Annotated in this window: 25 protein-coding genes; 15 read left to right on the top strand and 10 right to left on the bottom strand. The window is 68.8% G+C overall.

The window, feature by feature from the left end; all coding sequences use genetic code 11:
- Positions 1-249: 249 nt before the first annotated feature.
- A complete protein-coding gene (icd, locus tag DTA15_RS22400; protein WP_006478026.1) occupies positions 250-1,506 on the bottom strand; it encodes an NADP-dependent isocitrate dehydrogenase in 1,257 nt (418 codons plus the stop codon).
- Between icd and DTA15_RS38885 the strand changes: the two genes are divergently transcribed.
- From DTA15_RS38885 to DTA15_RS39165, 7 genes are all read left to right on the top strand, one after another.
- Positions 1,505-1,717, top strand: a complete 213-nt coding sequence (locus DTA15_RS38885) for a hypothetical protein (RefSeq protein ID WP_034178370.1) — start codon at positions 1,505-1,507, stop codon at positions 1,715-1,717. The genes icd and DTA15_RS38885 overlap by 2 nt on opposite strands.
- 66 nt (positions 1,718-1,783) lie before the next feature.
- Positions 1,784-2,362 (top strand): pseudouridine synthase, encoded by a 579-nt coding sequence (locus tag DTA15_RS22395; RefSeq protein ID WP_006490892.1) that lies wholly within the window; start codon positions 1,784-1,786, stop codon positions 2,360-2,362.
- 281 nt (positions 2,363-2,643) lie between these two features.
- Positions 2,644-2,859, top strand: coding sequence for a hypothetical protein (locus tag DTA15_RS22390; RefSeq protein ID WP_011352970.1), 216 nt, complete (start codon positions 2,644-2,646; stop codon positions 2,857-2,859).
- Between the two features lie 160 nt (positions 2,860-3,019).
- Positions 3,020-3,520 carry a DUF192 domain-containing protein gene (locus tag DTA15_RS22385; protein ID WP_006490889.1) on the top strand — a complete coding sequence of 167 codons (501 nt, stop codon included), beginning with the start codon at positions 3,020-3,022 and terminating at the stop codon, positions 3,518-3,520.
- Between the two features lie 239 nt (positions 3,521-3,759).
- Positions 3,760-5,871, top strand: coding sequence for an elongation factor G (gene fusA / locus DTA15_RS22380; protein ID WP_006490896.1), 2,112 nt, complete (start codon positions 3,760-3,762; stop codon positions 5,869-5,871).
- A gap of 167 nt (positions 5,872-6,038) precedes the next feature.
- A complete protein-coding gene (locus DTA15_RS22375; RefSeq protein ID WP_006490894.1) occupies positions 6,039-7,049 on the top strand; it encodes a HoxN/HupN/NixA family nickel/cobalt transporter in 1,011 nt (336 codons plus the stop codon).
- A gap of 290 nt (positions 7,050-7,339) precedes the next feature.
- Positions 7,340-8,845, top strand: coding sequence for a hypothetical protein (locus tag DTA15_RS39165; protein WP_041494531.1), 1,506 nt, complete (start codon positions 7,340-7,342; stop codon positions 8,843-8,845).
- Positions 8,846-8,872: 27 nt separating this feature from the next.
- On the opposite strand, the gene DTA15_RS22360 is transcribed toward DTA15_RS39165, so the two are convergent.
- The gene (locus tag DTA15_RS22360; RefSeq protein ID WP_006489669.1) at positions 8,873-9,718 is read right to left on the bottom strand and encodes an aldo/keto reductase; all 846 of its coding nucleotides are present in this window, start codon (positions 9,716-9,718) and stop codon (positions 8,873-8,875) included.
- Between the two features lie 167 nt (positions 9,719-9,885).
- On the opposite strand from DTA15_RS22360, the gene DTA15_RS22355 reads away from it, so the two are divergent.
- A complete protein-coding gene (locus DTA15_RS22355; protein WP_006489667.1) occupies positions 9,886-10,632 on the top strand; it encodes a GntR family transcriptional regulator in 747 nt (248 codons plus the stop codon).
- Between the two features lie 21 nt (positions 10,633-10,653).
- Here the strand turns inward: DTA15_RS22355 and DTA15_RS22350 are convergent, their stop codons facing one another.
- Positions 10,654-12,045 carry a CoA transferase gene (locus DTA15_RS22350; protein WP_034178364.1) on the bottom strand — a complete coding sequence of 464 codons (1,392 nt, stop codon included), beginning with the start codon at positions 12,043-12,045 and terminating at the stop codon, positions 10,654-10,656.
- Positions 12,046-12,191: 146 nt separating this feature from the next.
- On the opposite strand from DTA15_RS22350, the gene DTA15_RS22345 reads away from it, so the two are divergent.
- Positions 12,192-13,424 carry a citrate/2-methylcitrate synthase gene (locus DTA15_RS22345; protein ID WP_012492828.1) on the top strand — a complete coding sequence of 411 codons (1,233 nt, stop codon included), beginning with the start codon at positions 12,192-12,194 and terminating at the stop codon, positions 13,422-13,424.
- Here the strand turns inward: DTA15_RS22345 and DTA15_RS22340 are convergent.
- On the bottom strand, positions 13,397-13,720 hold the full coding sequence (locus DTA15_RS22340; protein ID WP_006491803.1) for a DUF2917 domain-containing protein: 324 nt from the start codon (positions 13,718-13,720) through the stop codon (positions 13,397-13,399). The two genes, DTA15_RS22345 and DTA15_RS22340, sit on opposite strands and share 28 nt — an antisense overlap.
- Positions 13,721-13,974: 254 nt before the next feature.
- Here DTA15_RS22340 and mdtD point away from each other — a divergent pair, with 254 nt between their 5' ends.
- A complete protein-coding gene (gene mdtD, locus DTA15_RS22330; RefSeq protein WP_006490788.1) occupies positions 13,975-15,411 on the top strand; it encodes a multidrug transporter subunit MdtD in 1,437 nt (478 codons plus the stop codon).
- Positions 15,412-15,578: 167 nt separating this feature from the next.
- Positions 15,579-16,853, top strand: a complete 1,275-nt coding sequence (locus DTA15_RS22325; RefSeq protein WP_006496463.1) for an EAL domain-containing protein — start codon at positions 15,579-15,581, stop codon at positions 16,851-16,853.
- 19 nt (positions 16,854-16,872) lie between these two features.
- On the opposite strand, the gene DTA15_RS22320 is transcribed toward DTA15_RS22325, so the two are convergent.
- The 3 genes from DTA15_RS22320 to DTA15_RS22310 form a co-directional block, all read right to left on the bottom strand.
- The gene (locus DTA15_RS22320) at positions 16,873-17,478 is read right to left on the bottom strand and encodes a class I SAM-dependent methyltransferase (protein WP_006490787.1); all 606 of its coding nucleotides are present in this window, start codon (positions 17,476-17,478) and stop codon (positions 16,873-16,875) included.
- Positions 17,479-17,577: 99 nt separating this feature from the next.
- Positions 17,578-18,633, bottom strand: coding sequence for a 2-dehydropantoate 2-reductase (locus DTA15_RS22315; RefSeq protein ID WP_012492829.1), 1,056 nt, complete (start codon positions 18,631-18,633; stop codon positions 17,578-17,580).
- Positions 18,626-19,150 (bottom strand): Mpo1 family 2-hydroxy fatty acid dioxygenase, encoded by a 525-nt coding sequence (locus tag DTA15_RS22310; RefSeq protein WP_006491069.1) that lies wholly within the window; start codon positions 19,148-19,150, stop codon positions 18,626-18,628. The genes DTA15_RS22315 and DTA15_RS22310 overlap by 8 nt, the downstream gene beginning before the upstream one ends.
- 81 nt (positions 19,151-19,231) lie before the next feature.
- Here DTA15_RS22310 and DTA15_RS22305 point away from each other — a divergent pair, with 81 nt between their 5' ends.
- Positions 19,232-19,939, top strand: a complete 708-nt coding sequence (locus DTA15_RS22305; protein WP_006491070.1) for a Crp/Fnr family transcriptional regulator — start codon at positions 19,232-19,234, stop codon at positions 19,937-19,939.
- A 97-nt stretch (positions 19,940-20,036) separates the two neighbouring features.
- Positions 20,037-21,248 (top strand): chromate efflux transporter, encoded by a 1,212-nt coding sequence (chrA, locus tag DTA15_RS22300; protein WP_012492831.1) that lies wholly within the window; start codon positions 20,037-20,039, stop codon positions 21,246-21,248.
- 70 nt (positions 21,249-21,318) lie between these two features.
- On the opposite strand, the gene DTA15_RS22295 is transcribed toward chrA, so the two are convergent.
- The 3 genes from DTA15_RS22295 to xseA all read right to left on the bottom strand — a co-directional run bounded on the left by DTA15_RS22295 (position 21,319) and on the right by xseA (position 24,860).
- Positions 21,319-22,541 (bottom strand): IS3-like element ISBcen7 family transposase gene (locus DTA15_RS22295; protein WP_085964357.1). Its coding sequence is split into 2 segments (ribosomal slippage): positions 21,319-22,173 and positions 22,176-22,541, totalling 1,221 coding nucleotides; the frame shifts between segments, so codons are not numbered across the junction.
- A 128-nt stretch (positions 22,542-22,669) separates the two neighbouring features.
- The gene (gene sodB, locus DTA15_RS22290) at positions 22,670-23,248 is read right to left on the bottom strand and encodes a superoxide dismutase [Fe] (RefSeq protein ID WP_006489396.1); all 579 of its coding nucleotides are present in this window, start codon (positions 23,246-23,248) and stop codon (positions 22,670-22,672) included.
- Positions 23,249-23,477: 229 nt separating this feature from the next.
- Positions 23,478-24,860, bottom strand: coding sequence for an exodeoxyribonuclease VII large subunit (xseA, locus tag DTA15_RS22285; RefSeq protein ID WP_006489395.1), 1,383 nt, complete (start codon positions 24,858-24,860; stop codon positions 23,478-23,480).
- 449 nt (positions 24,861-25,309) lie between these two features.
- Here xseA and lpxK point away from each other — a divergent pair, with 449 nt between their 5' ends.
- Together lpxK and DTA15_RS22275 are read left to right on the top strand one after the other, a co-directional pair.
- On the top strand, positions 25,310-26,338 hold the full coding sequence (gene lpxK, locus DTA15_RS22280; RefSeq protein ID WP_006496470.1) for a tetraacyldisaccharide 4'-kinase: 1,029 nt from the start codon (positions 25,310-25,312) through the stop codon (positions 26,336-26,338).
- Complete coding sequence (locus DTA15_RS22275; protein ID WP_006482216.1) at positions 26,319-26,513, top strand: Trm112 family protein; 195 nt, start codon at positions 26,319-26,321, stop codon at positions 26,511-26,513. Before lpxK ends, DTA15_RS22275 begins: the two co-directional genes overlap by 20 nt.
- Positions 26,514-26,631 lie beyond the last annotated feature (118 nt).

Raw genomic sequence — 26,631 nt, 5'->3', positions numbered from 1 at the left:
TGAAGAGCGCCGGCGGTAACCGGCGGGGAGCGACCGGGTCGATCGCGAAAGGGGCGCGCCGGCTCAGCCGGGCGGAGGTGTTGCGAGGGCCGTCATGTTCTACCTTGCAGGGCATGCGGGCCGCATCGCGGCGCCGCGGCCCGCATGCCGGACCGCCCTGCCAACAAACCTGCCATCCACGAAACGCTCCGGCGCCGGCAGTCAGCGCCGGGGCGGCCGGCAACGTGCCGGCCCACCCCGGAAGGGGTCTTACATGTTCTCGATCAGCACTTCGCCGAAGCCGGAGCACGACACCTGCGTCGCGCCTTCCATCAGGCGCGCGAAGTCGTACGTGACGCGCTTCTGCAGGATCGACTTCTCCATCGCGGCGATGATCGTGTCGGCTGCTTCCGTCCAGCCGAGGTGGCGCAGCATCATTTCCGCCGACAGGATCTCGGAACCCGGGTTCACGTAATCCTTGCCCGCGTACTTCGGCGCCGTGCCGTGCGTCGCCTCGAACATCGCGACCGAATCCGACAGGTTCGCGCCCGGCGCGATCCCGATGCCGCCGACCTGCGCGGCCAGCGCGTCGGAGATGTAGTCACCGTTCAGGTTCAGCGTCGCGATCACGTCGTATTCGGCCGGGCGCAGCAGGATCTGCTGCAGGAACGCGTCGGCGATCGAATCCTTGATCACGATCTCGTTACCCGTCTTCGGGTTCTTCACGCGCATCCACGGGCCGCCATCGATCAGCTCGCCGCCGAATTCCTTCTGCGCGAGCGCGTAGCCGGCGTCACGGAACAGGCCTTCCGTGAACTTCATGATGTTGCCCTTGTGCACCAGCGTGACCGACTTGCGATCGTTGTCGATCGCGTACTGGATCGCCTTGCGCACGAGCCGCTCGGTGCCTTCCGTCGACACGGGCTTCACGCCGATCCCGGAGGTTTCCGGGAAGCGGATCTTCTTCACGCCCATCTCGTCCTGCAGGAACTTGATCACCTTCTTCGCCTGCTCGGAGCCCGCGGCCCATTCGATGCCCGCGTAGATGTCTTCCGAGTTCTCGCGGAAGATCACCATGTCGATCTTCTGCGGCTCGCGCACCGGCGACGGCACGCCCTTGAAGTACTGGACGGGGCGCAGGCACACGTAGAGATCGAGCTCCTGGCGCAGCGCGACGTTCAGCGAACGGATGCCGCCGCCGACCGGGGTCGTGAGCGGCCCCTTGATCGACACCACGTATTCCTTCAGGACCTGCAGCGTTTCGTCCGGCAGCCACACGTCCGGACCGTACACCTTGGTCGCCTTCTCGCCCGCGAAGATCTCCATCCAGTGGATCTTGCGCTTGCCCTTGTACGCGTGCGCGACCGCCGCGTCGACGACCTTGATCATGACCGGCGTGATATCGAAGCCCGTACCGTCGCCTTCGATATAGGGAATGATCGGCTGATCGGAAACGTTGAGCGAGAAGTCCTTGTTGACGGTGATCTTGTCACCGCCCTCCGGAACCTTGATGTGCTGATACGGCATGATCGACTCCAGTGACGTGGCTGAGCAGGTGATGCTGGTCGAAGCTGCGCGCGCGGCGGGGGCGCGGCATGGCCACCCCGTGACGGCAACAGCGAGCCGCTATTCTAGCGCCCCAACCGGGCACTTCGGCGTGAACCGCGGCACTGCGTATCAAGACCTCACTTATGTCTTATATAAGACAGAGGACTTGCCGTTCCGTATTATGCATTAAGATTCCGCCATTTGCCATAGACCGCCCGCTCCCGCCTCCCGCGGTGCGCCGGGCGGGCGCCCTGCCATGAACCTCATCGCCCTCAACAAGCCGTTCGGCACGATTTGCCAGTTTTCCGCGCACGAGACGCGGCCCTCGCTCGGCGACTGGGTCAAAACGCCCGGCGTGTACGCAGCCGGCCGGCTCGACGCGGACAGCGAGGGGCTGCTGCTGCTCACCGACGACGGCGCGCTGCAGGCGCGCATCGCGGAGCCGCGCCACAAACTGGTGAAGCGCTACTGGGCGCAGGTCGACGGCGCACCCGGGCCGGCCGACCTGAAGGCGCTCGCCCGCGGCGTCGACCTCGGCGACTACGTGACCCGCCCGTGCCGCGCCGAATTCATCGAGCCGCCCGACACGCTGTGGCCGCGCAACCCGCCGATCCGCTACCGCGCCGCGATTCCGACCACGTGGATCGAGCTGGCGATCACCGAGGGCAAGAACCGGCAGGTGCGCCGGATGACGGCGGCCGTCGGGTTTCCGACGTTGCGCCTCGTGCGCGTCGGCATCGGCGCACTCGATATATTCGCGCTCGGCATTGCGCCAGGCGAAACAATTGCCCTGCCGCCGCGCGCGCCATGGGACGGTTTCGCGCCCGCCGGATGACGCCTCCGGGACGCGCGAATTTTTCGTCATCTTTTTCGTCAACCGCCTGCCGAGATCGTGCGTTAAACCACGCAGATGCCAACCTTAGCTATCCGGCATTGGCAGCCGAACCCGTGTTTGCGTCACGAAAGCGACGTTTTATTCGAATACGATTCGGCGCCCGCAGCGCAAAGAGAAATTTCTCGAAGCGTCTGTCAACCGAAAGGTGGATGGCACCGTTAGACGACATGACTCCTATTGCCGGGTCATTTGGTTAATTAACTAAAGCTGAGGAACACAACATGAACAAACTGATCGCCGCTCTGGTCGCTGGCCTCTTCGCAACGGCTGCTTTCGCACAAGCTTCGGCTCCGGAAGCTGCTCCGGCAGCAGCAGAAGCTGCTTCGGCACCGGCTAAGCACGCTGCCAAGAAGCACCACGCTGCCAAGAAGCACCACAAGGCATCGAAGAAGGCTGCAGCAAGCGACGCAGCAGCACCGGCAGCTGCTTCGAACTAAGTAAGCAAGCTGTAATAACGCAGTCAAGAACACGCAGTCTTGCCGTTCTTACGGCGTTGAAAGGCAGATCACCGCAAGGCGATCTGCCTTTTTCTTTTTTGTGCCCGCCGGCGCGCATCGCGTACCATGCGGGTCTTGTTTTCCAGACAGGAGCCATGCTGTGCACTTCTCCCTGCGCCCGTCGCTCGGCCGCCTTGCGCGTGCCGCCGTGTTTCCCGCCGCGCTCGCCGTCCTCGCGCTCGGCATGCAGGCCGCCGGCGCGCAAGTGCCGCCCGGCGCCAAGCAGCCGAGCGAGTTCCCGCGCGTGAAGCTGCGCGCCGGCATGTACGTGATCGACGCGGCCGTCGCCGCGAACGACGCCGACCGCGAACAGGGGCTGATGTACCGTTCGCAGCTCGCGCCGAACGAAGGCATGCTGTTCGTCTTCAACGAGAACGCCGTGCACTGCTTCTGGATGAAGAACACGCTGATTCCGCTGTCGATCGCGTTCATCCGCGCCGACGGCACGATCACCGACATCGACGAGATGCGCGCGGAAACCACCGACAACCACTGCCCGCGCAACAACGGCGTCTATGCGCTCGAAATGAGCAAGGGCTGGTTCGCCGCGAAGGGCATCAAGCCCGGCATGAAGCTCGACGGCCTGCCGCGGGCCCAGTAACCGCCCCGGCGCGCGCGGCGGCACCGCGCCGCGCACCGACCGAAAGCCGGCCGCCCGTCATTTGTCGTCGGGCGCCGGTTTTTTTTCGCCCGCCGGCGGCGCCCGCCTTGATTCGGCACCCGCTGCCCGCATCTGCAAAAGCCACGGACAAGCGCTATCCTTTAAATCTCGCTAGTTCCAGCCCGGGCCGGCACCCAATCAGACGGCCCGCTTACGATCCGAACCACCAGGAGGTTCACGTGCCCCGCAAAACCCCCATCGAGCGCTATCGAAATATCGGGATCAGCGCTCACATCGATGCCGGCAAGACCACGACGACCGAGCGCATCCTGTTTTACACCGGCGTGAGCCACAAGATCGGTGAAGTGCACGACGGCGCGGCCACGATGGACTGGATGGAGCAGGAGCAGGAACGCGGCATCACGATCACGTCGGCCGCGACCACGGCCTTCTGGAAGGGCATGGCCGGCAACTATCCGGAGCACCGGATCAACATCATCGATACGCCCGGGCACGTCGACTTCACGATCGAGGTCGAGCGCTCGATGCGCGTGCTCGATGGCGCGTGCATGGTCTACGACTCGGTCGGCGGCGTGCAGCCGCAATCGGAAACCGTGTGGCGCCAGGCGAACAAGTACAAGGTGCCGCGCATCGCGTTCGTCAACAAGATGGACCGGATCGGCGCCGACTTCTTCCGCGTGCAGAAGCAGATCGGCGAGCGGCTGAAAGGCGTCGCCGTGCCGATCCAGATTCCGATCGGCGCGGAAGATCATTTCCAGGGCGTCGTCGATCTCGTGAAGATGAAGGCGATCGTGTGGGACGACGAAAGCCAGGGCGTGAAGTTCACCTACGAGGACATCCCCGCGAACCTCGTCGAGCTCGCGCACGAATGGCGCGAGAAGATGGTCGAGGCCGCGGCCGAAGCGAGCGAGGAACTGCTCGAGAAGTATCTGCACGACCATGAATCGCTGACCGAGGACGAGATCAAGGCCGCGCTGCGCCAGCGCACGATCGCGAACGAGATCGTGCCGATGCTGTGCGGCAGCGCGTTCAAGAACAAGGGCGTGCAGGCGATGCTCGACGCGGTGATCGACTACCTGCCGTCGCCGGTCGACGTGCCTGCGATCCTCGGCCACGACTTCGCCGATCCGGAAAAGCCGGCGGAACGTCATCCGAGCGACGACGAACCGTTCTCGTCGCTCGCGTTCAAGATCATGACCGACCCGTTCGTCGGCCAGCTGATCTTCTTCCGCGTGTATTCGGGCGTCGTCGAGTCGGGCGACACGGTGCTCAACGCGACGAAGGACAAGAAGGAGCGGCTCGGCCGGATCCTGCAGATGCACGCGAACGAGCGCAAGGAAATCAAGGAAGTGCGCGCGGGCGACATCGCGGCGGCCGTCGGTCTGAAGGAAGCGACCACCGGCGACACGCTGTGCGATCCGGCCAAGCCGATCATCCTGGAAAAGATGGAATTCCCGGAACCGGTGATCTCGCAGGCCGTCGAGCCGAAGACGAAGGCCGACCAGGAAAAGATGGGCCTCGCGCTGAACCGTCTCGCGCAGGAGGATCCGTCGTTCCGCGTGCAGACCGACGAAGAGTCCGGCCAGACGATCATTTCGGGGATGGGCGAGCTCCACCTCGAAATCCTGGTCGACCGGATGAAGCGCGAGTTCGGCGTCGAGGCGACGGTCGGCAAGCCGCAGGTCGCGTATCGCGAAACGGTGCGCACGACGGCGGCCGACGTCGAAGGCAAGTTCGTCAAGCAGTCGGGCGGGCGCGGCCAGTACGGTCATGCGGTGATCACGCTCGAGCCGAACCCGGGCAAGGGCTACGAGTTCCTCGACGAGATCAAGGGCGGCGTGATTCCGCGCGAGTTCATCCCGGCCGTCGACAAGGGCATCACCGAGACGCTGAAGAGCGGCGTGCTCGCGGGCTACCCGGTCGTCGACGTGAAGGTGCACCTGACGTTCGGTTCGTACCACGACGTCGACTCGAACGAAAATGCGTTCCGGATGGCCGGCTCGATGGCGTTCAAGGAAGCGATGCGCAAGGCGAAGCCGGTGCTGCTCGAGCCGATGATGGCCGTCGAGGTCGAGACGCCCGAGGAGTTCATGGGCAACGTGATGGGCGACCTGTCCAGCCGGCGCGGCATCGTGCAGGGGATGGAGGACATCGCGGGCGGCGGCGGCAAGCTCGTGCGCGCCGAAGTGCCGCTCGCGGAGATGTTCGGCTATTCGACGTCGCTGCGCTCGGCCACGCAGGGCCGCGCGACGTACACGATGGAGTTCAAGCAGTACGCGGAAACGCCGGCCAACGTGTCGGAAGCCGTGATCAACGCGAAAGTGAAGTAAGCGCCGCTCGCTCGCGCTTCGGCGCATGCGCGCAAGGCCCGTCCGGTTCGTTCCGGACGGGCTTTTTTTCGTCCGGCGCGCATCCCGTGCGCGTCTGGTCGATCGGCGCGCCGCGCTTTTTTTCGCGTGCCACAATGGATGGCGATTCGTCAGATGGAACCCGCCCGATGCCGCCCACCCCTGCCCTGCGCCGCCTGCTGACCCTCTATGCCGGCCTGATCGCCGCGAACGTCGCCGTCTGGCTGTGGGCGCTCGCGGTGCTGTGCGACCATCCGCTGCTGCTCGGCACCGCGGCGATCGCATACGGGCTCGGGCTGCGTCATGCGGTCGACGCGGATCACATCGCCGCGATCGACGTCGCGACGCGCAAGCTGATGCAGGACGGCCAGCGTCCCATGAGCGTCGGCCTGTTCTTTTCGCTCGGTCATTCGACGATCGTGATCGCGGCGACGCTCGGTATCGCGCTGACCGCGTTCGCGCTGCGCGACCGGTTCGATGCATTCCGCGAGATCGGCGGCACGATCGGCACGGCCGTATCGGCGACGTTCCTGCTGGTGCTCGCGTGCGTGAACCTGATGATCCTGCGCGACGTGTGGCGACGCTATCGCGGCGCGTCCGGGCACACGCACGACGGCGCGCACGAGCATCGTCCCGCCGGCCTCGTATCGCGGCTGCTGCGCCCGCTGTTCCGGTTCGTGTCGAAGAGCTGGCACATGTACCCGGTCGGCGTGCTGTTCGGGCTCGGTTTCGATACTGCAACCGAAATCGGCCTGCTCGCGATTGCCGCCGCGCAGGCGAGCCAGGGGCTGCCGATCTATACGGTCATGCTGTTTCCCGCGCTGTTCACGGCCGGCATGACGCTGATCGACTCGACCGACAACGTGCTGATGATTCACGCATACGGCTGGGCGATGGACGATCCGCAGCGCAAGCTGCTCTACAACGCGAGCATCACGTTCGTGTCGGCGGCCGTCGCGCTGGCGATCGGCGGGATCGAGGCAGCCGGACTGCTGGCCGACAAGCTGTCGCTGACGGGCCCCGTGCGCGACACGCTCGATGCGCTCGGCGAACGCTTCGGCTCGATCGGCTACGGCATCGTCGCGCTGTTCCTCGTCTGCTGGATCGCGTCGATCCTGTTTCACCGCTGGCAGCGCGCGGCCGACGCGCCGGCGCGCTGAACGACGCCCCGACGTTTCATTCCGGAAACAAAACCCTCCCCAACGACGTTGCATGCGTGGTCACGCGACTGCGCCCGCCTTGCGCCACGGCCCCGCGCGGCCGATGGCACGAATCTCGCAGAGTGGGATGCGCACGGCGGGCCCGCGTGCCGATCCGCGTTCGCGGCTAGCGTCAAGCGCTGGCCAGGAGGTCATCGGCTGACGATAGGACAACGAATCTTTTAAGCCCCCCTGCACCACACGTGAATAGTCGCGCGGCAACGAGGCATCGCGCGCATGGGGAGGCCATGATGCATAAGACGAAACAACCGTTCCGCGCGGCGGGACGGCGCCCTCGTGCAACCTTGCTGGCCGCGGCCGCGTTTGCGTGCTGCTGCTCGTATGCCGTCGCACAAAACACCACGCCCGACACCGCGTCCGCCGCGAACGCCAGCGCGGACACCATCATGACGCTGGTCGAGAATGCCTCGCCGTGCGCCGCCAATCCGGCCGCGTGCGCGGTGCACGTTTATGCCGGCCGGGGCGTCGGCAACAGCGGGGCCGGTGCGAGCGGCAGCGGTAATGGGAATGGAAGCGGCAGCGGCACCGGTAATGGCAGTGGCAACGGGACCGGTAGCGGCGGAAATAACGGGAACGGGGCCGTCGGGCCCGCCGGTGTCGGTGGAACGACAGGTGGAACTTCAGGCAGTACGAGCGGCACGGGCCGCGGAGGCAATGCGTCGGGTAACGGTGGTTCGGGTAACGGTGGTTCGGGTGGCGGCACTTCCGGTGGTGGTACTTCCGGCGGCGGCACCTCGGGCGGAGGCACTTCGGGCGGCGGCACTTCCGGTGGAGGCACCTCAGGTGGCGGCACTTCGGGCGGTGGCACTTCGGGCGGTGGCACTTCAGGCGGAGGCACCTCCGGTGGAGGCACCTCCGGTGGAGGCACTTCGGGTGGCGGCACTTCAGGTGGAGGCACTTCGGGCGGCGGCACTTCCGGTGGAGGCACTTCCGGTGGAGGCACCTCAGGTGGCGGCACTTCGGGCGGTGGCACCTCAGGTGGCGGTGGGCACGGTGGTGGTGGCGATGGTGATGGCGGTGGTCACGGCAATGGTGGCGGCCACGGCGATGGCGGCGGTCACGGCCACGGTGGTGGCCATGGTGACGGTGGTCACGGCAACGGCGGCGGCCATGGTGACGGCGGTGGTCACGGCAACGGCGGCGGCCATGGTGACGGCGGTGGTCACGGCAATGGCGGCGGCCATGGTGACGGCGGCGGTCACGGCAATGGCGGCGGCCATGGTAACGGCGGTGGCAATGGCGGTGGCGGCGGTGGCGGTGGCGGTGGCGGTGGCGGTGGCGGTGGCGGTGGCGGTGGCAACGGCGGCGGCGGCAACGGCGGCGGCGGCAACGGCGGCGGCAACGGCGGCGGCAACGGCGGCGGCAACGGCGGCGGCAACGGCGGCGGCAACGGCGGCGGCAACGGCGGCGGTCACGGCGGCGGTCACGGCGGCGGCGGTCACGGCAATGGTGGCGGCAACGGCAATGGCAACGGCAGTGGCGGAGCCGGCAATGGCGGCGCCAACGGTGTCGGCAACGGCCGTGGCAATGGCGGCAATAGCGGCGGTGCCGGCGGAGGCAACGGCGGAAGCGGCGGCGCCAATGGCACCGGTGGCCACGGCAATGGCGGCGGCAACGGTAACGGCAATGGCAGTGGCGGCGCCGGCAATGGCGGGGCCAACGGCGTCGGCAACGGCCATGGCGCCGGCAACGGCGGCGGTCACGGCAACGGCGGATCGTCCGGCGGCAACCACTGACCCGACACGTTGCGCGGCCGACTCCGGTCAGAGCATCTCGAGCGCGCGCTTGCTGCGCGGCGGACGGAAATACGCGTCAAGCTGCGCGCGCTCGTCATCGCTCAACACGAAATCGAGCGCGGCGCGGTTGTCGCGCACGTGTTCGATCCGCGACGCCTTCGGAATCGCGAATACCCCCGGCTGCGCGAGCACCCATGCCAGGGCGACGCGCGTCACCGACACGCCGCGCAGCCGTGCGATCTCGTCGAGCGGCGAGCGTTTCGGCAGCCGTCCGTGATCGACCGGGCTGTACGCCATCGCCGGTATCCGGTGGTCGGCCAGCCACGGCAGCAGGTCGAATTCCGGGCCGCGTCGCGCGATGTTGTAGAGAATCTGGTTGGTGGCGCATGCACCGCCGCCCGCCTCGTCGACGAGTTCGGCCATGTCGGCCGTATCGAAATTGCTGACGCCCCAGTGGCGGATCTTGCCCGCGCGCTGCAACGCGTCGAAACCCGCGACGGTTTCCTCGAGCGGCACCGACCCGCGCCAGTGCAGCAGGTACAGGTCGACGCGATCGGTACGCAGGCGCTTGAGGCTCGCGTCGCACGCGGCGACGACGCCGCGCCGGCTCGCATGATGCGGATAGACCTTGCTGACGAGGAACACGTCGTCGCGCAGGCCCGCAAGCGCGTCGCCGACGAGTTCCTCGGTCGCGCCGTCGCCGTACATCTCGGCGGTGTCGACCAGCGTCATCCCGAGTTCGACGCCTTCGCGCAACGCGGCAATCTCGTCCGCGCGCCGCGCCGGCCGCTCGCCCATTTCCCAGGTGCCCAGGCCCAGCTTCGGAATCGTCTCGCCGTTTGGCAAAACGACCGTGGCGATCGTGTCTGTCATCCGTTTCCTCGTTGCGGGTTCGTGGCCGCACACCGCGGCCGAAGCATCGAATACGACGCATCAGTGTAGTCAATCGGTGCGCCCCCGGCCTATTACACGGCAAAAACCGGCTATAACGGCGCGGCATGATGACTTAGAATGGCCGCAACCTGATCGATACCCATTGTATGAAGGCACCCACGGACGACCGCTGGCAGGACCTGCGCCCCGACCCCGACAACGATACGCCGCTCTACCTGCAGCTCGCCCGCAAGCTCGGCGATGCGATCCACGACAACCGCTGGACGGCCGGCGAAGCGCTGCCTTCCGAGCGTGTGTTGTCCGAAGCGCTCGGCGTATCGCGCATCACCGCGCGCAAGGCGATTGCGCTGCTCGTCGAGCAAGGCTTGATCCGCCGCACGCAAGGCGCGGGCAACTTCATCCAGCCGCGCTACGAGGATCCGCTGTCGCGACTGTCGAGCTTCAGCGAAATGCTCGAGCGCCGCGGCTTCAAGCCGAGTTCGCAGTGGCTCGCACGCGAAATCCAGCCCGCCAACCGCGACGAAGTGATCCAGCTCGGGCTGTCGCCGGCCGCATCGGTTACACGCCTGAAACGCCTGCGCCTCGCCGACGGCATCGTGATGGCCGTCGAGAACTCGACGTTCCCCGCGACGCTGATTCCCGATCCGCAGGCGATCGTCGGCTCGCTGTACAGCTATCTCGAAGCACGCGGCACGCCGATCGTGCGCGCGCTGCAGCATTTCCGCGCGGTCAACGCGACCGACGAGATCGCCGAGCAGATGGGCATCGCCCCGCACGACGCACTGCTGCTGATCACACGGATCGGCTATACGTCCGACCAGCGCGCGATCGAACTGACCGATACCTACTGCCGCAACGACTACTACGATTTCGTCGTCGAGCTGCGCAAGTAACGCGAGCCGCGCCAGCGGCCCTCACAACCAGCGCGCGTCGTCGGTGCCGAGCGGCACGGGCGGCCGCGCGAACGCCGGCGGCGTTGCCGACAACCACTCTGCCGGCCGCACGGTGTCGAGCACGCCGAACGGCGACGCGACGCGGTCGATCCGGTCGCGCACGTCGGCCAGCGCGAGATCGGGCGCCTGCAACCCGTCCGGCACGGCGCCGAACGACTGCAGCCAGCGCCCCGTCTGCGCGAGCGACATCCGCACGTGCCAACTGCCCCCTTCGCGCGCCCGCCGCGCGAGCGCGATCATCGCGCCGAACGCCGCGAGATACCCCGTTGCATGATCGAGCGCCTGGCACGGCAGATGGCGCGGCCCGCTCGCATGCGCGGCCTGCTGCTCCTGCCAGGCGATCCCGCTCGCCGATTGCACGAGGCTGTCGAACCCGCGCCGCTTCGCCCACGGCCCCGCGTGCCCGTACGCCGACACCGACACGTAGACGATGCCGGGCCGCCGCGCCGCCAGTGCCTGCGGCGTGAAGCCGCGCGCCGCGAGCGCGCCGGGCCGGTACGACTGCAGAAACACGTCCGTCTCGCGTGCCAGCGCGTGCAGCGTATCGACGCCCGCGGCGTCGCGCAGATCGATCCACGTCGAGCGCTTGCCGCGTCCGTTGTCGATCACGAGCGGCGCGATGTTGGGCAGGTGCGGACCGTTGACGAGCAGCGTCTGCGCGCCGTGCGACGCCAGCGTGCGACCCGCGACCGGCCCGGCGATGATGCGCGTGAGATCGAGCACGCGCACGCCGGCCAGCGGCCGGTCGGCCTCGCCGCGGCCGATCGGCTCGGCCGGCGCGTCGCCGATCCGCTCGATCTCGAACAGCGGCAGCGACGCGATCGCGCGCGCCTGCTCGTGCGCCGCCCATTCGTCAGGGGTTCTGATCAATGCCGCGCACAGACCGGCGTCGGCCAGCGCGGTATCGAGTGCCGCGCCGTCCCACGTACGGATCGCCGCGGCGACGTCGGGCGGCTGCGGGCCGCAGCCGAGCACGTCGAGGATGCCGCGCAGGTGATGCGGGAAATTCGCGTGCAGTTGAATCCACCGTCCGTCGCCCGTCTCGAAGAAACCGGTCACCGGATGACGCAACTCCGGCGGCGGCCCGTCGTCCACGCGCAGGTAGCGCTCGCTGCGAAACGCGACGAGCGCGTCGCGCACCGACACGTCGACCGATTGCGCGATGCCCGTGCGCAGCCGATGACATTCGGCTGCCGCGAGCCCGGCCGCGGCGATCGTCGCGGCGGCAAGCGCACCGACGTGAAACGTCGACGGCAACGCCGGGTCCTGCCCGGTCACGGTCGTGCGGGCCAGCGCGTCGGGTTCGCCGTCTGCGAGTTGCCATAGATGCGTCAATGCGCGTTCGGGTGTCATGGTCATGGTGAAGAGGATGCCGTCGAGGAGACGGAATCGAGTCTAGAATTCGCGACAGCCGCGATCAATCTTGATTGCGCGAATCAATACATAACGAATAGTTGTAGCGGGCCCGCGCTTCATGCGCGCCGCCAGGAGCAACCCGCATGACATCCCTCAGTGCGCAGGAAGCCGCCGGCATGCTCGGCGTCAGCGTGAGCACCCTTTACGCGTACGTGAGCCGCGGCCTGCTGCGCTCGCTGCCCGACGGCGCGACCAAGCGCCGCCGCTACGACGCCAACGAAGTGCGCCTGCTCGCGCGCCGCCGCGCCGATGCGAAACGCGCGGGCGGTGTCGCCGAACGTTCGCTCGACTGGGGCGTGCCGGTGCTGGAATCGCGGATCACGCAGATCGCCGACGGCCGCCTGCGCTACCGCGGCGCCGATGCGATCGCGCTGGCCGATGCAGCGACCCTCGAAGAAACGGCCGCGCGGCTCTGGGACTGTCCGCCCGCGCGGCTGGCCGCCACGTCGCTCGCGTCGACCGGTTTCGACGCGGCGCAGTGGGACGACTGGGCGCGTCGCTGGGCGCATCTCGCACCGCTCGAACGCGCGCTGGTGCTGCTGCCGGCCGCCGCCGCGTCGCTGCCGCGCCTGTGGGCGCAGGGGCGCGACGCCCAGCTCGATGCCGCGGCGCTGCTGCTGCGCGTCGCGACGGCCGCACTCGCCGGCATCGGGCCGGGCGACGCGCCCGTGCACCGCCAGCTCGCGTCCGCGTGGCGCGTGCGGCGGCGCAATGACGCCGACCTGCTGCGGCGCGCACTCGTGCTGTGCGCCGATCACGAACTGAATCCGTCGACCTTCGCGGTGCGCTGCATCGCGTCGACCGGCAGCCACCTGTTCGGCGCGATCTCGGGCGGGCTCGCGGCGCTGTCGGGGCCGCGCCACGGCGGCGAGACGTTCCGCGCCGGCACGCTGCTCGACGAAGCGGCCCGCGCCGCCGATCTCGATCGCTACCTCGCGCTGCGGCTGGCGCACGACGAACGCGCGGACGGCGGCCGCACGGCCCTGTCCGGCTTCGCGCACCCGCTGTATCCCGACGGCGACCCGCGCGCGCGGGCGCTGCTCGATGCGCTGCATGCGACGGCGCCGGAGCGGCCGGCGCTGCGCATGGCGCGCGCGCTCGCCGCACGCGTCGAAGCGGCGACGGGCCTGCGGCCGACGATCGATTTCGCGCTCGCGGTGCTGGAGCGCACGCTCGCGCTGCCCGACGGCGCGGCGTTCACGCTGTTCGCGGCCGGCCGCACGGCCGGCTGGATCGCGCATGCGCTCGAACAGTACGCGGACGGAAAGCTGATCCGACCGCGGGCCCGCTACGTCGGCAGCGATGCGGCCGGGTGACGCCGGCCGTCGCGCCACGCGGCGAACGGGCGCCACCATGCAGGCGCGGTGCGCACGGCCGACACCGCGAGTGGGCCGAACGCGAACGTCGCGCCGCGCGGCCCGGCGCTGACCCACGCATGGGTGCCGGGCAGCAAGGTCAGCGACGCACCGGCGCCCAGCCAGTGATCGTCTGGCCGGCCCTCGACGGTCACCCACACGTCGCCTTCGGCCACCTCGAGCAGCGTGCGATCGACGATCCGCCACCGTCCGGCCGGCTCGTCGCCGTCCATCACGTAAAGTCGCAGTTCGCGCATGGCAGCCTCCTGGTCGCACGGGTTCGATCACACCAGTATTTCGGACGGCGGCGGTACACGGACAGATACGGCCGCAGACGCTTTTGACCGAACTGTACTGGCCGCCCGACGAGGACAGGCCTCCGGCGGCCGGGCCGGCCGAGGTCGCGCCGAATCGGGTCGGGTCGTCGAGGCCACATGAGTGCCGCCCGAACCTGCACGGCGCGGCGGCTTTCCCTACAATGTCGGCTGTCCCGCGCCACCGCCCCGCCGTCATGTTCCAACGCCCGCCTGCCGCCGCTCCCGGCGAAAAGAACCTCACCGTGATGCTCTGGCTCGTTGCGACGGGCTTCTTCATGCAGACGCTCGACGCGACGATCGTCAACACGGCGCTGCCGTCGATGGCCGCGAGCCTCGGCGAATCGCCGTTGCGGATGCAATCGGTCGTGATCGCGTACTCGCTGACGATGGCGGTGATGATCCCCGTGTCGGGCTGGCTCGCCGATACGTTCGGCACGCGGCGGGTGTTCTTCAGCGCGATCCTGGTGTTCTCGCTCGGCTCGCTGCTGTGCGCGAACGCCCATACGCTGACGCAACTGGTCGCCTTCCGCATCGTGCAGGGCGTCGGCGGCGCGATGCTGCTGCCGGTCGGGCGGCTCGCGGTGCTGCGCACGTTCCCGGCCGAACGCTACCTGCCCGCGCTGTCGTTCGTCGCGATTCCGGGCCTGATCGGCCCGCTGATCGGGCCGACGCTCGGCGGCTGGCTCGTGAAGATCGCGTCGTGGCACTGGATCTTCCTGATCAACGTGCCGGTCGGCGTCGCGGGCTGCATCGCGACCTTCTATTCGATGCCCGATTCGCGCAACCCGGCCGCCGGCCGCTTCGACCTGAAAGGCTATCTGCTGCTGACGATCGGCATGGTCGCGATTTCGCTGTCGCTCGACGGGCTCGCCGATCTCGGCATGCAGCACGCAGCCGTGCTCGTGCTGCTGATCCTGAGCCTCGCGTGCTTCGTCGCGTACGGACTGTACGCGGTGCGCGCGCCGCAGCCGATCTTCTCGCTCGAGCTGTTCAAGATCCACACGTTCAGCGTCGGGCTGCTCGGCAACCTGTTCGCGCGGATCGGCAGCGGCGCGATGCCGTACCTGATCCCGCTGCTGCTGCAGGTGAGCCTCGGCTACTCGGCGTTCGAGGCCGGGCTGATGATGCTGCCGGTCGCGGCGGCCGGCATGTTCTCGAAGCGGATCATCACGCGCCTGATCACGCGGCACGGCTACCGCAAGGTGCTGCTCGCGAACACGATCATGGTCGGCGTGATGATGGCGAGCTTCGCGCTGATGCGCGACACGGTGCCGGTGTGGGTGAAGGTCGTGCATCTCGCGCTGTTCGGCGGGTTCAACTCGATGCAGTTCACCGCGATGAACACGCTGACGCTGAAGGATCTCGGCACCGGCGGCGCGAGCAGCGGCAACAGCCTGTTCTCGCTCGTGCAGATGCTGTCGATGAGCCTCGGCGTCACGGTCGCCGGCGCGCTGCTCGCGACGTTCACCGGCATGCTGCGCACCGTGACGCCGAGCAACACGCTGCCGGCGTTCCATGCGACGTTCGTCTGCGTCGGGATCATCACGGCCGCGTCCGCGTGGATCTTCGCGCAGCTCGCACCCGAGATCCGCAGCACCGCGCGCAAGACCGATCCGTCCGAGCGCGCGTGACGCGCGGCGCGCGCCGAATCGGGCCGGCGCGCACCATCGCGGTGCAACGCGACCCGGCCCCGTGCGCGTGCCAAGCGCGACGGGCGGCCGCACGCGGCGCGCAGCCGTGCATGCTTCTTGCTCGCCTATTCTGTAGGTAAACTGGCAGTCTCCCTTCGGCCGACATCATGAGCATGATCGAAATCGATCCCCCCGGCTTTCAGCCGCCCCGCCCCGTCGCCGGCGACGACGGGAACCGGCGCACCGTGCTGTACGGCGGCTACACCGTGTTCAGCGTGTTCCAGCCCGTGTTCTCGGTGTCGCACCGGCGCGCGATCGGCTATCACGCGTCGCTGCGCGCGCACGACGAGGAAAGCCGCCAGGTGGCGTCGCACGAGGTGTTCACGCAGGCGGCGCGGCGCGGCGACCTGCTCGAGCTCGGCCGGCTCGCCGAATCGTTGCATCTCGGCAACTTCCACGCGTTCGACAGCCACGACGAATGGCTCTTCCTGAGCCTGCATCCGGCCGCGCTGATGGACACCATCTACGGCGACGCGCTGCTCGCGAACCTGAAGGCGCTCGGGCTGCCGCCGCACCGCGTGGTGCTCGAGGTGCCCGAACAGGCCGGCGGCGAGACGCCGCGCTATGCGGCGATCATCGACGGGCTGCGCAAGGCCGGCTTCCTGATCGCGCTCGTCGGGTTCGGCGCGAAGCATTCGAACGTCGATCGCGTGTGGCACCTGCATCCGGACATCGTCACGCTCGACCGCGGCATCCTCGCGCAGGCGAGCGAGCACTCGCATCTCGAACGCGTGCTGCCGGGGCTCGTGTCGCTGCTGCACGAATCCGGCCAGCTCGTGCTGATGGGCGGGCTCGCGACCGAACGCGACGCGCTGATCGCGCTCGAATGCGACGTCGATTTCGTGCAGGGCCAGTACTTCGCGGGGCCGAGCGTCGATCCCGTGCAGCCGCAGGCCGCCGCTGGCTGCATGGACACGCTGTCGGCCGCGCTGCGGCTGCGCGTCGCGCAGCGCGAGCGCACGCAGGCGGAACGGCTCGCGCCGTACGTCGCCGCGCTCGAGGAAGCGAGCCGCCGGCTCGGCGCGGGCGAGTCGCTCGTCGATGCGGCCGCCGCCGTGCTCGGGCTGCCCGAGACCGCGCGCTGCTTCCTGCTCGACGCATCGGGCCGCCAGATCGGCGACAACGTGCTCGCGCGCGGCAGCGTATCGCAACGCGCGAAGCGTTTCCGGCCGCTGCTGCATTCCGAAGGCGCGAGCTGGGAACGCCGCCCGTACTTCATCGATGCGATGCGCGCGCCGGGCGGCGTGCATCTGACGGCGCCCTACCTGTCGATCAACGAGGCCCACCTGTGCGTGACCGCGTCGATCGCCGCACCGGCCGCGACGGGCATGCAGGTGCTCTGCGTCGACATCAACTGGGAAGCGGCCCTCAGCCGCGAGTAACTGCGCCGGCGCGGCGCGCTCACGCGTCGCCGCCCGCCTTGCGCACGATCAGCCGGTGCACGCGCTTGCCGGACGACGCGCTGACCACCTCGTGTTCGTCGATCACGTGCACGCCGGCGCCCAGCGCCGCATGCATCCGCGCCGAATCGAGCGGCGTATAGAGGCGGCCGAGCTCGTCGCGCAACATGCCGCTTCCGGCCACCCGCCAGCTCAGGTACAACGTGCCGCCCGGCATCAGCAGATCGGCGAGCCGCGCGGCGGCGGCCGCGGCGTCCGCCTGTTCGAGATGCATGACGACGGTTTCGCACAGCACGTTGCGAAACATGCCGGACGGTACGCCGGCCAGCGCCGGCAGCGCGGCCAGTTCGAACGTCAGACCGCGATGGCGTCGCCGCGCCTCGTCGAGCAGCGCGGCGCTCGCGTCGTAGCCGCGCACGTCGAAGCCGAGCGACGCGAGCCAGGCCGTGTCGCGCCCCGCGCCACATCCGACGTCGGCGGTCAGCCCCGGCGAGAAATGCTGCTCGAGCAGCGCATACATGTCGTCGGGTGCGGCCTGGTCGAGCCAGTCCTGCGCGTATTGCGCGGCATGCGCGTCGTAGGCATCGAGGGTCGGGCGATCCACCATGGCGATTGCTCCGCAAAGGCGTCGTATGACGCACTCCGCATCTTAGTCGTTGCGCACGGCCCGCGCCGCCGCGTGGTCGACGCCGGGAGCACCGCCAGCCTACGCGGCCGGCACGTGGCCCGCATGCGGCGCCTGCGCGGCAAGGTCGGCCCACAGCGCATCGCCGCGCCACGCCGGACGCACCGCCGCGCGTTCCGCGTCGTGGACGAGCGCGCACAGCCGCGCATTGACCGGCGCCGGCGCACCGAAGCGCCCGGCCAGCCGCACGATTTCGCCGTTGATCCACTCGACTTCCGTCGCGCGGTGCGCGGCGAGATCGTCGGACATCGACGACCGCGCCAGCGGATCGATCGCGAGCATGCGGCCGCCGACCACGCGAAACGCCGCATCCGGCAGGTCGAGCACGGCCGGGATCCACGCGGCCGGCAGCGGCGTCAACCGCGCGGGCCGGATCGCGGCCCGCGCCAGCCAGTGCAGCGCCTCGCGCTGGGCCAAGGCGACGCAGCGCCGGTACGGGCGTTGGGCAAGTTCGTCGCGCAGCGGCACATTCGCGAGCGCATTGACCGCGTTGTTCAGGTTGAGCAGGAGCTTCGCCCACTGCACGGCACGCATGTCGCGATGCAGCACGAGCGGCAGCCCGGCGCGCGCGAACAGGCCGATGAACGGCTGCAGCGCGGCCAACGCGTCGGTCGCCAATCTGCCGGCCGAACCCTGGTGAAACGCGCCGGGCCCGCGCTCGATCACGTTGAACGGCACCATGCCGGCCAGCACCGTCGCTTGCGGGAGCGCGTCGCGCAGCACGTCGGCGTTGTGCAGGCCGTTCTGGAAGCTGATCACGATCGTGCCGGGCCGCAGCACGCCGGCCAGTTGCGCGGCGGCCTCGCGCGTGGCCGCCGACTTCACCGCGACGAATACGAGCCGTGCGTCGGCCGCGGCGGCCGGCTCGGTGGCGAATCCGACATCGGCCGGCGCAAGCGCGGCACGATAACCGCGCCGATCGGTCAGCGTGAGCCCGTGCAGCTGAATCGCGTCGCCGATCCGCGCTCGGCCGACGAGCGTCACGTGCGCGCCGGCCGCCGCGAGGCGGCCGCCGAGATAGCAGCCGACCGCGCCCGCGCCGAACACGCAGACCGGCCCGGCCGGCGCATCAGACATGCGAATGCGCGCCGCCATGCACCGGGCCCGCGCGCCGCTCGACTTCGCGGCGCACGTCGGCGCGCAGCCCCGCGAAGAACGCGACCTCGGCGACGACGAACAGCGGCCCGACGATCAGGCCGACCAGATCGTCGACGAACGCGGGCTTGCGGCCTTCGAACCAGTGCCCGACGAACTGCACGATCCAGCCGACGACGAACGCGCCGATGCCGATCGCGAGCCATTGCGCGGTCGGCAGCGGCGCCACCGACTGCGCGGCCCACAGGCCGAGCGCGAGCAGCACGGCCATCACGATCCCGAACCGCAGGTCCAGACGCAGGTAAAACACCGCGGAAACGACGGCGAGCAGCAGCGCCGGCGACAGCGCGATACCGGCCGGCATCCCGATCGCCGGCCGCGACAGCAGCACCTCGACCGCGAACACGATCATCGGGATGCCGACCAGATGCGTCGCGATGTTGCGCGCGTCGCGATGGTAGGCCGCATACTGGGAAAGATGGTCTTCGAGGGTCTTCATGGCGTCTCCTGATCGGTCATCGAGCGCTATGATGCGCGTCACGCCCGAGAACCTCTGTCAGCTATCCGACATCGCGTGCCCATGCCTTCTTCGCTCGCCCCGTACCTGCCGCAGATCGAAGCGAACCCGTGGTTCGCCGGGCTGCCGCCCGCGCTGCGCGCCGACCTGATCGCCCGCGCGACGCTGCGCCGCCTGCCGTCCGGCCATGCGCTGTTCCGGCGCGGCGACCCGCCGTGCGGGCTGTACGCGGTACTGGCCGGTTCACTCACGATAGGCGCGGTCGATCCGCACGGCAAGGAAGCGCTGCTGACGGTGGCGGAGCCCGTCACGTGGTTCGGCGAGATCGCGTTGTTCGACGGCCAGCCGCGCACGCACGACGCCGTCGCGCTCGACGACACGCTGCTGCTGCACGTGCCGCAGGCTGCACTGCTCGCGATCCTCGATGCGACGCCGCAATACTGGCGGCAGTTCGCGCTGCTGATGGCGCAAAAGCTGCGCCTGAGCTTCCTGACGGTCGAATCGATGAGCGTGATGCCGGCCGCGCAGCGGCTCGCCGCGCGGCTGTTGATGATCGCCGAGGGCTACGGCGGCATCAGCGCCGGGCGCACGCACATCCGGCTGTCGCAGGAAACGCTCGCGTCGATGCTGTCGCTGACGCGGCAGACCACCAACCAGTTGCTGAAGGCGCTGCAGGCCGACGGCGTCGTGCGGCTGCACGTCGGCGAGATCGAGCTCGTCGACATCGATGCGTTGCGGCGCGCGAGCGGGCTCGGCGACGGCCCGTACTGAACCCCGCACAACGGCCCCGACCGGCCGCTACGCGCTGCCCCGCGGCCGCCGAGTTGCGCTATCGTGGCGGCTCGTTCCGTCCGCCGCGCGCACCGCCTTGAACACGTCGCCCCTCCCCGCCCCCGCCCGTCATCCGTGGCCCGTCTTCATCGCGTTCCTGCGGCTCGGTCTCACGTCGTTCGGCGGGCCGGTCGCGCATCTCGGCTACTTTCGTGCGGAATTCGTCACGCGGCGCGGCTGGCTCACGGAGCGCACCTATGCCGATCTGGTCGGGCTGTGCCAGTTCCTGCCGGGGCCGGCGAGCAGCCAGGTCGGAATGGCGATCGGGCTCGCGCGCGCCGGCTACGCCGGCATGTTCGCCGCGTGGCTCGGTTTCACGCTGCCGTCGGCGCTGCTGATGATGCTGTTCGCGCTCGGCGTTCACGCGACGGGCGCGCCGATCGAAGCCGGCGCGCTGCACGGGCTGCGCATCGTGTCGGTCGCGGTGATCGCGCAAGCCGTGTGGGGCATGGCGCGCACGCTGTGCCCGGATGCGCGGCGCGTCACGCTGATGGCCGCGGCCGCGTGCGTCGCGCTGCTCGCGCCGGCCGCGTGGACGCAGATCGCGGTGATCGTCGTGGCCGGCGCGGCCGGTCTCGTGCTGCTGCCGCAACCGGCGCGCGACGCGCACGAACCGTTGCCGCTGCACGTGTCGCCCCGCGCGGGCGTGCTGTGGCTTGCGCTGTTCGCGGCGCTGCTCGTCGCGCTGCCGTTCGCGGCCCGCGCGCTGCGCTCCGATACGCTCGCCGTCGTCGATGCGTTCTTCCGCACGGGCGCGCTCGTGTTCGGCGGCGGCCATGTGGTGCTGCCGCTGCTGCAGGCGGCCGTGGTCGCGCCCGGCTGGGTCGGCGATTCGGCTTTCCTGGCCGGGTATGGGGTCGCGCAGGCCGTGCCGGGGCCGCTGTTCACGTTCTCGGCGTTCCTCGGTGCGTCGCTGCGCGATGCGCCGAACGGCTGGCTCGGCGGCACGATCGCGCTCGTGTCGATCTTCGCGCCGTCGTTCCTGCTGATCGCCGGCACCGCGCCATTCTGGGAACGCCTGCGCCGCAGCGCGCACATGCAGGCCGCGCTCGCCGGCGTGAACGCGGCCGTCGTCGGGTTGCTGCTCGCCGCGCTCTATCACCCGGTCTGGACCGACACGATCGTCGCGCCGCGCGACCTGGCCGCCGCGCTGGTCGCGTTCGTTGCACTGGTGTTCTGGCGCGTGCCGCCATGGGCCGTGGTGATCGCGAGCGCCACGTTCGGCTGGGTGCTGGGCATGGCCGGCTGATCCGGCCGATTCGACGCGTTCGGGGCGAGACACATGTCAAGTCCTGGAATAGGTTGACAGTATCCAGACGCTAGAACGCCCGATGCACCGCATCGGGCGTTTTGTATTTCAGCGCAGCATGCGGTCGCTCGTGGTTATAGATGCGGATGGACTGTTCGACCATCTTGGCGGCCTGCTCGAGGTCAGCGGGACGTTGCAGCAGGAATTCGCCCTTGAGAATGCCGTTGACCCGCTCGGCCAGCGCGTTCTGATAGCAGTCGTAGCCGTCCGTCATCGAACATCGCAAGCCGTGACGCCGATGGATGTCCTGGTAGTAGGTCGCGCAGTACTGGACCCCGCGATCGGAGTGATGGATCAAGGGCTGGCGGGTCTGGCGCCTGCGCAACGCCTTCTTCAGCGCCTGACTGACCTGCTCGGTTTGCAAGCTCTCGTGAACGTGATGGCCGACGATCTTGCGCGAGAACGCATCCGTGACGAGGCTCAAATACACAAACGGGCCAGCCGTCGGCAGGTACGTGATGTCGGCCACCCATACCTGTTCGGGGCCGGTCGGCACGATTTGATCCGGCCCGGGTTTCAGCAGATTCGGATGACGCCGGAAGCGATGATGGCTTTGAGTCGTCTTGTGGTACGCCCGGTGCGGCACGACCAGCAGGCGCGCGGCGCGCAGCACGTCGAACAGCCGATCCCGTCCCAGCTTGATGCCACGCTCCACCAATGCAGGCCCGAGCAGATGATGCAGCTTTCGTGTTCCGAGCCTCGGCTGGCGAAGCCGGACGTCCCGCACCAGTGTCGCCACGGTCTCAGCTTGCGAGCAACGGCACTGCTCGCTGCGACATCGCTTGTAATACGCTTGGCGGCTGATGCCCATGTAGCGGCAGGCTCGCTCGACGCTCAGCTTTTCGATCCGCTTTTGCGCGACGACCTGCCCGAAGGCTTTTTTACGGTGATCCCGTAGTCCTTGCGCATCACGTCGAGCACCGCCTCGAATAGCGCCGCTTTCTCCTGCGCCTCTCGCAACTGCGTCTCCAACTCCTTGATGCGCTGCTCGGGTGTGAGCGGCTTTGAGTCTGGCTTTGGCATGGTGGAACCCGATTGCGCACGGCCGGATGGATCGGCCCAATCCTGCAAGCCGTGCCTGCGTAACCATACCAGCACCGTCGAGCGACCCTGGATGCCGTAGCGCCGCTGCGCCTCTTTGTACGTCAGTTCGCCTTTTTCGACCTGCGCCACCACTGACAGCTTAAAAGCCAGGCTGTAATCTCGCTGCGTCCGCTTGATCCCTTGCTCCACTTGCCACCTCTTCGTCTCGGCGAAAAAGTGTCAACCTATTTCAGGATGGGTCAACAAAAAACAAAAAGCCCTCGAAACGAGGGCTTTTTTTCGATGCCGCGCGCCGTGGCGGCGCGCAGGCGCCGGACTTACGCGAAGTTCTTCGCTGCGAAGTCCCAGTTCACGATGTTCCAGAACGCCTCGACGAACTTCGGACGGGCGTTGCGGTAGTCGATGTAGTACGCGTGTTCCCACACGTCGATCGTCAGCAGTGCCTTGTCGGCGGTCGTCAGCGGCGTGGCGGCGTTGCTCGTCGACACGATGTCGAGCGAACCGTCGGCCTTCTTCACGAGCCATGCCCAGCCCGAACCGAACGTGCCGACCGCGGCCTTCGTGAACGCTTCCTTGAATGCGTCGTACGAACCCCACTTCGCGTTGATCGCGTCGCCCAGCGCGCCCGTCGGTGCGCCGCCGCCGTTCGGCGACAGGCTGTTCCAGAAGAACGTGTGGTTCCAGATTTGCGCGGCGTTGTTGAAGATGCCGCCCGACGACTTCTTCACGATCTCTTCCAGCGGCAGGTTTTCGAATTCCGTGCCCGGGATCAGATTGTTCAGGTTCGTCACATAAGCCTGATGGTGCTTGCCGTAGTGGTACTCGATCGTCTCTTTCGAGATGGTCGGCGCGAGTGCGTCTTCAGCGTACGGGAGCGGCGGGAGCGTATGAGCCATGGCGATTCCTTCGTTGAGTATGTAGGGAGGCTGTGTTGGATGCTGCCGAGCGTCCGATTGTAGGCGAGGACGAATAACCCCGCAAACTCACGGGCCATTTATCCGCGGTATGCGGAAAAGCGATGCTGGCGCAACGTCCGGCAGGACGAACCCGACGATGCGCAGCATCCGTGCCCGCCCGCGTCGTGATCGTTGCGACGATCGCCGCGTGTCGCTCGCGCCGGTTACGTCAGATCGTATCGGTCAGCCGCGGCTGCACGTCGGCGAGCGACACGTCGGCCGAGCCTTCGGCGAGATGCACGGTCAGGCGCCGCTGCGGCTTCAGCGCGTTCGGCGCGCGCACCGCGCGGCCCGTCTGCGCATCGATCAGCGCCGCATAGCCGCGCTCGAGCGTGCGCTGCGGGCTCAGCACCTCGAGCCGCGCCGCACAGGCCGACACACGCGCCGTGTCGCGTTCGTGACGGCGCTGCAACGCACTGGCCAGACGTTGCGACAGCCCCGCGAGCGCATGGCGCGCCTGTGACGCATCGGGCCGCGCGCGCTGCCAGCGCAGTTGCGCGAGCGCGAAACGCGCGCGTGCATCGCGCACCGGCCGCGACGCCGCCGACGCCAGCCGCGCCGCGAGTTGCTCGACGTGCGTGCGTTGCCGCTGCAGCCGCTCGGCCGGGCTCACGAGCCGGCGTGCAAGCCAGTCGAGCTGCTGCGCGCGCTGTTCGAGTCGGCGCGCCATGCCGCGCGCGAGCGCACGCTGGCGCTCGTCGACCTCGCGCAGCAGCAGCGCGCGTTGCGGGCTCGCGAGTTCGGCCGCACCGGTCGGCGTCGGCGCGCGCAGGTCGGCCGCGAAGTCCGCGATCGTGAAATCGGTTTCGTGGCCGACACCGCTGACGACCGGCAGCTCGCTCGCCGCGATCGCGCGCGCCAGCGCTTCGTCGTTGAACGACCACAGATCCTCGATCGAGCCGCCGCCGCGACACACCAGCAGCACGTCGACCTCGCGCCGCGCATTCGCGGCCGCGACGGCCGCGACGAGCTTCTCGGCGGAACCGGCGCCCTGCACGGGGGCCGGATAGACGATCACCGGAATGTGCGGCGCGCGCCGGGCGAGCGTGGTGAGCACGTCGCGCAGCGCGGCGGCCTGCAGCGACGTGACGATGCCGATCGCGCGCGGGTGGGGCGGCAACGGCCGCTTGCGCTCGGGGGCGAACAGACCCTCGGCTTCGAGCTGCGCCTTCAGCCGCAGGAACGCCTCGTACAGCCGCCCCTGCCCGGTGCGTCGCACGGCTTCGACGTTGAGCTGCACTTCGCCGCGCGGCTCGTACATCGTGACGACCGCGCGCACTTCGATGCGGTCGCCTTCGCGCGGCGTGAATTCGGCGTATTGCGCGCGGCCGCGGAACATCACGCAGCGCATCTGCGCCTGCTGGTCCTTGATCGAGAAATACCAGTGGCCGCTCGCGGCGCGCGTGAAATTCGATACTTCGCCCGAAATCCACAGCAGCGGAAACGAGCGCTCGAGCATCGTCGAAATCGCGCGATTGAGCGCCGAAACGGGAATCACTTCGTCGCCGCCGCGCGTGGCGCCGGGCGCGGAAAAAGGAGAGTCGGAAAGCATGGACGGTCGGATGAATGCTGGCGGCGTCACGATAGTCCGACACGCGCGCGGCGTCCAGCGCCGCCGCATTCGCCGCCACGCGCGGAAAGTGTCCACACTCTGGCATTCGTCCGCGTAAAACGCGCGGAAACCGCTAAAAAAACCAGACAATTCTTCGTAACACCTTGATTTTTATAGTTTTTTAAACCTTTCAAAATAATTCACATCCGATTCGATGCCCGCCGGGCGGGCGTTTGAGGCAATCGACCGGGGAGTTTTTCACAGAGTTATCCACAGGGCGCCACGATCCGGCCCCGGGCGCTGCGGCGGCCGGTCGCGCTTGCCGCGCCGGCGTGCGGCGCGCTAGAGTGCCGCCTTCCACGGACCCTGCGGCATGCGCCGCCCAACGGAGAATCCGCCTTGACGAATCCGTCCCTCGCCGCGGCGCACGACGCGCCGCGCCCGGCCCGATGAGCGCGCCCGGCGGCCCGCTCGCGCGACTCGAAGCGCGCCTGACACGCGAATGGCAGCGCCGCGGCGCGCTCGCGTGGGCGCTCACGCCGTTCGCCTGCGTGTTCGGCCTGTGCGCGGCGCTGCGGCGCACCGCTTACGCGCAAGGCTGGAAGCAGCCGGTCGACGTCGGCGTGCCGGTCGTCGTGGTCGGCAACGTGACCGTCGGCGGCACCGGCAAGACGCCGACCGTGATCGCGCTCGTCGACGCGCTGCGCGCGGCCGGCTTCACGCCCGGCGTCGTGTCGCGCGGCTATGGCGCGAACGTGAAGGCGCCGACCGCCGTCACGCCGGCGTCGCGCGCGGGCGCGGCCGGCGACGAACCGCTGCTGATCGCGCGCCGCACCGGCGCGCCCGTGTGGGTGTGCCCCGATCGCGTCGCGGCCGCGCAGGCGCTGCGCGCCGCGCATCCGGACGTCGACGTGATCGTCAGCGACGACGGCCTGCAGCACTACCGCCTCGCGCGCACCGTCGAGCTCGTCGTATTCGACCACCGGCTCGGCGGCAACGGTTTCCTGCTGCCGGCCGGCCCGCTGCGCGAGCCGCTGTCGCGGCACCGCGACGCGACGCTCGTCAACGACCCGTACAGTAGCGCGCTGCCGCCCTGGCCCGACACCTACGCGCTCGCGCTGACGCCGGGCGCCGCGTGGCACCTCGACCAGCCCACGCTGCGCCGCCCGCTGTCGCAGTTCGCGAACGAACGCGTGCTCGCCGCAGCCGGCATCGGCGCGCCGGAGCGCTTCTTCGCGACGCTGCGCGCGGCCGGTCTCGCGCCGGCGACCCGCGCGCTGCCGGACCATTACGCGTTCGCGGACAATCCGTTCGTCGACGATGCCGTCGATGCGATCCTGATCACCGAGAAGGATGCAGTAAAATTGGGCGCTTCCTGGCGCGACGCCCGACTGTGGGTGGTCCCCGTCGAAGCCGCGCTCGACCCTCGCCTCATTGCCCTCGTTGTGGAGAAACTCCGTGGACGCTCGCCTGCTTGAAATCATTGTGTGCCCTATCTGCAAAGGCCCGCTCCACTACGACCGTGCCGCGCAGGAGCTGATCTGCAACGCGGACAAGCTCGCCTACCCGATCCGCGACGGCATCCCCGTGATGCTGGTCGACGAAGCGCGCCAGACCGTCGAAGGCACGCCGGTCGACCCGGCCGGCCGCTGAACCGCCGCGCCGCTCGTCCGGCGCACCGAATCGACACAGGCGGCCCGGCCCCGGCCGGGTCGCCGCACTTCGCCGGGCGACCGGCTTCCGGCGTCGCCCGCCCCGTCCTTCTCAACGC

Origin of the sequence: Burkholderia cenocepacia, from assembly GCF_900446215.1 — a bacterium.
Classification (GTDB): Bacteria; Pseudomonadota; Gammaproteobacteria; order Burkholderiales; family Burkholderiaceae; genus Burkholderia; species Burkholderia cenocepacia.
The sequence above is the reverse complement of the archived record's forward strand: the minus strand, read 5'-3'. Positions and strand labels throughout refer to the sequence as shown.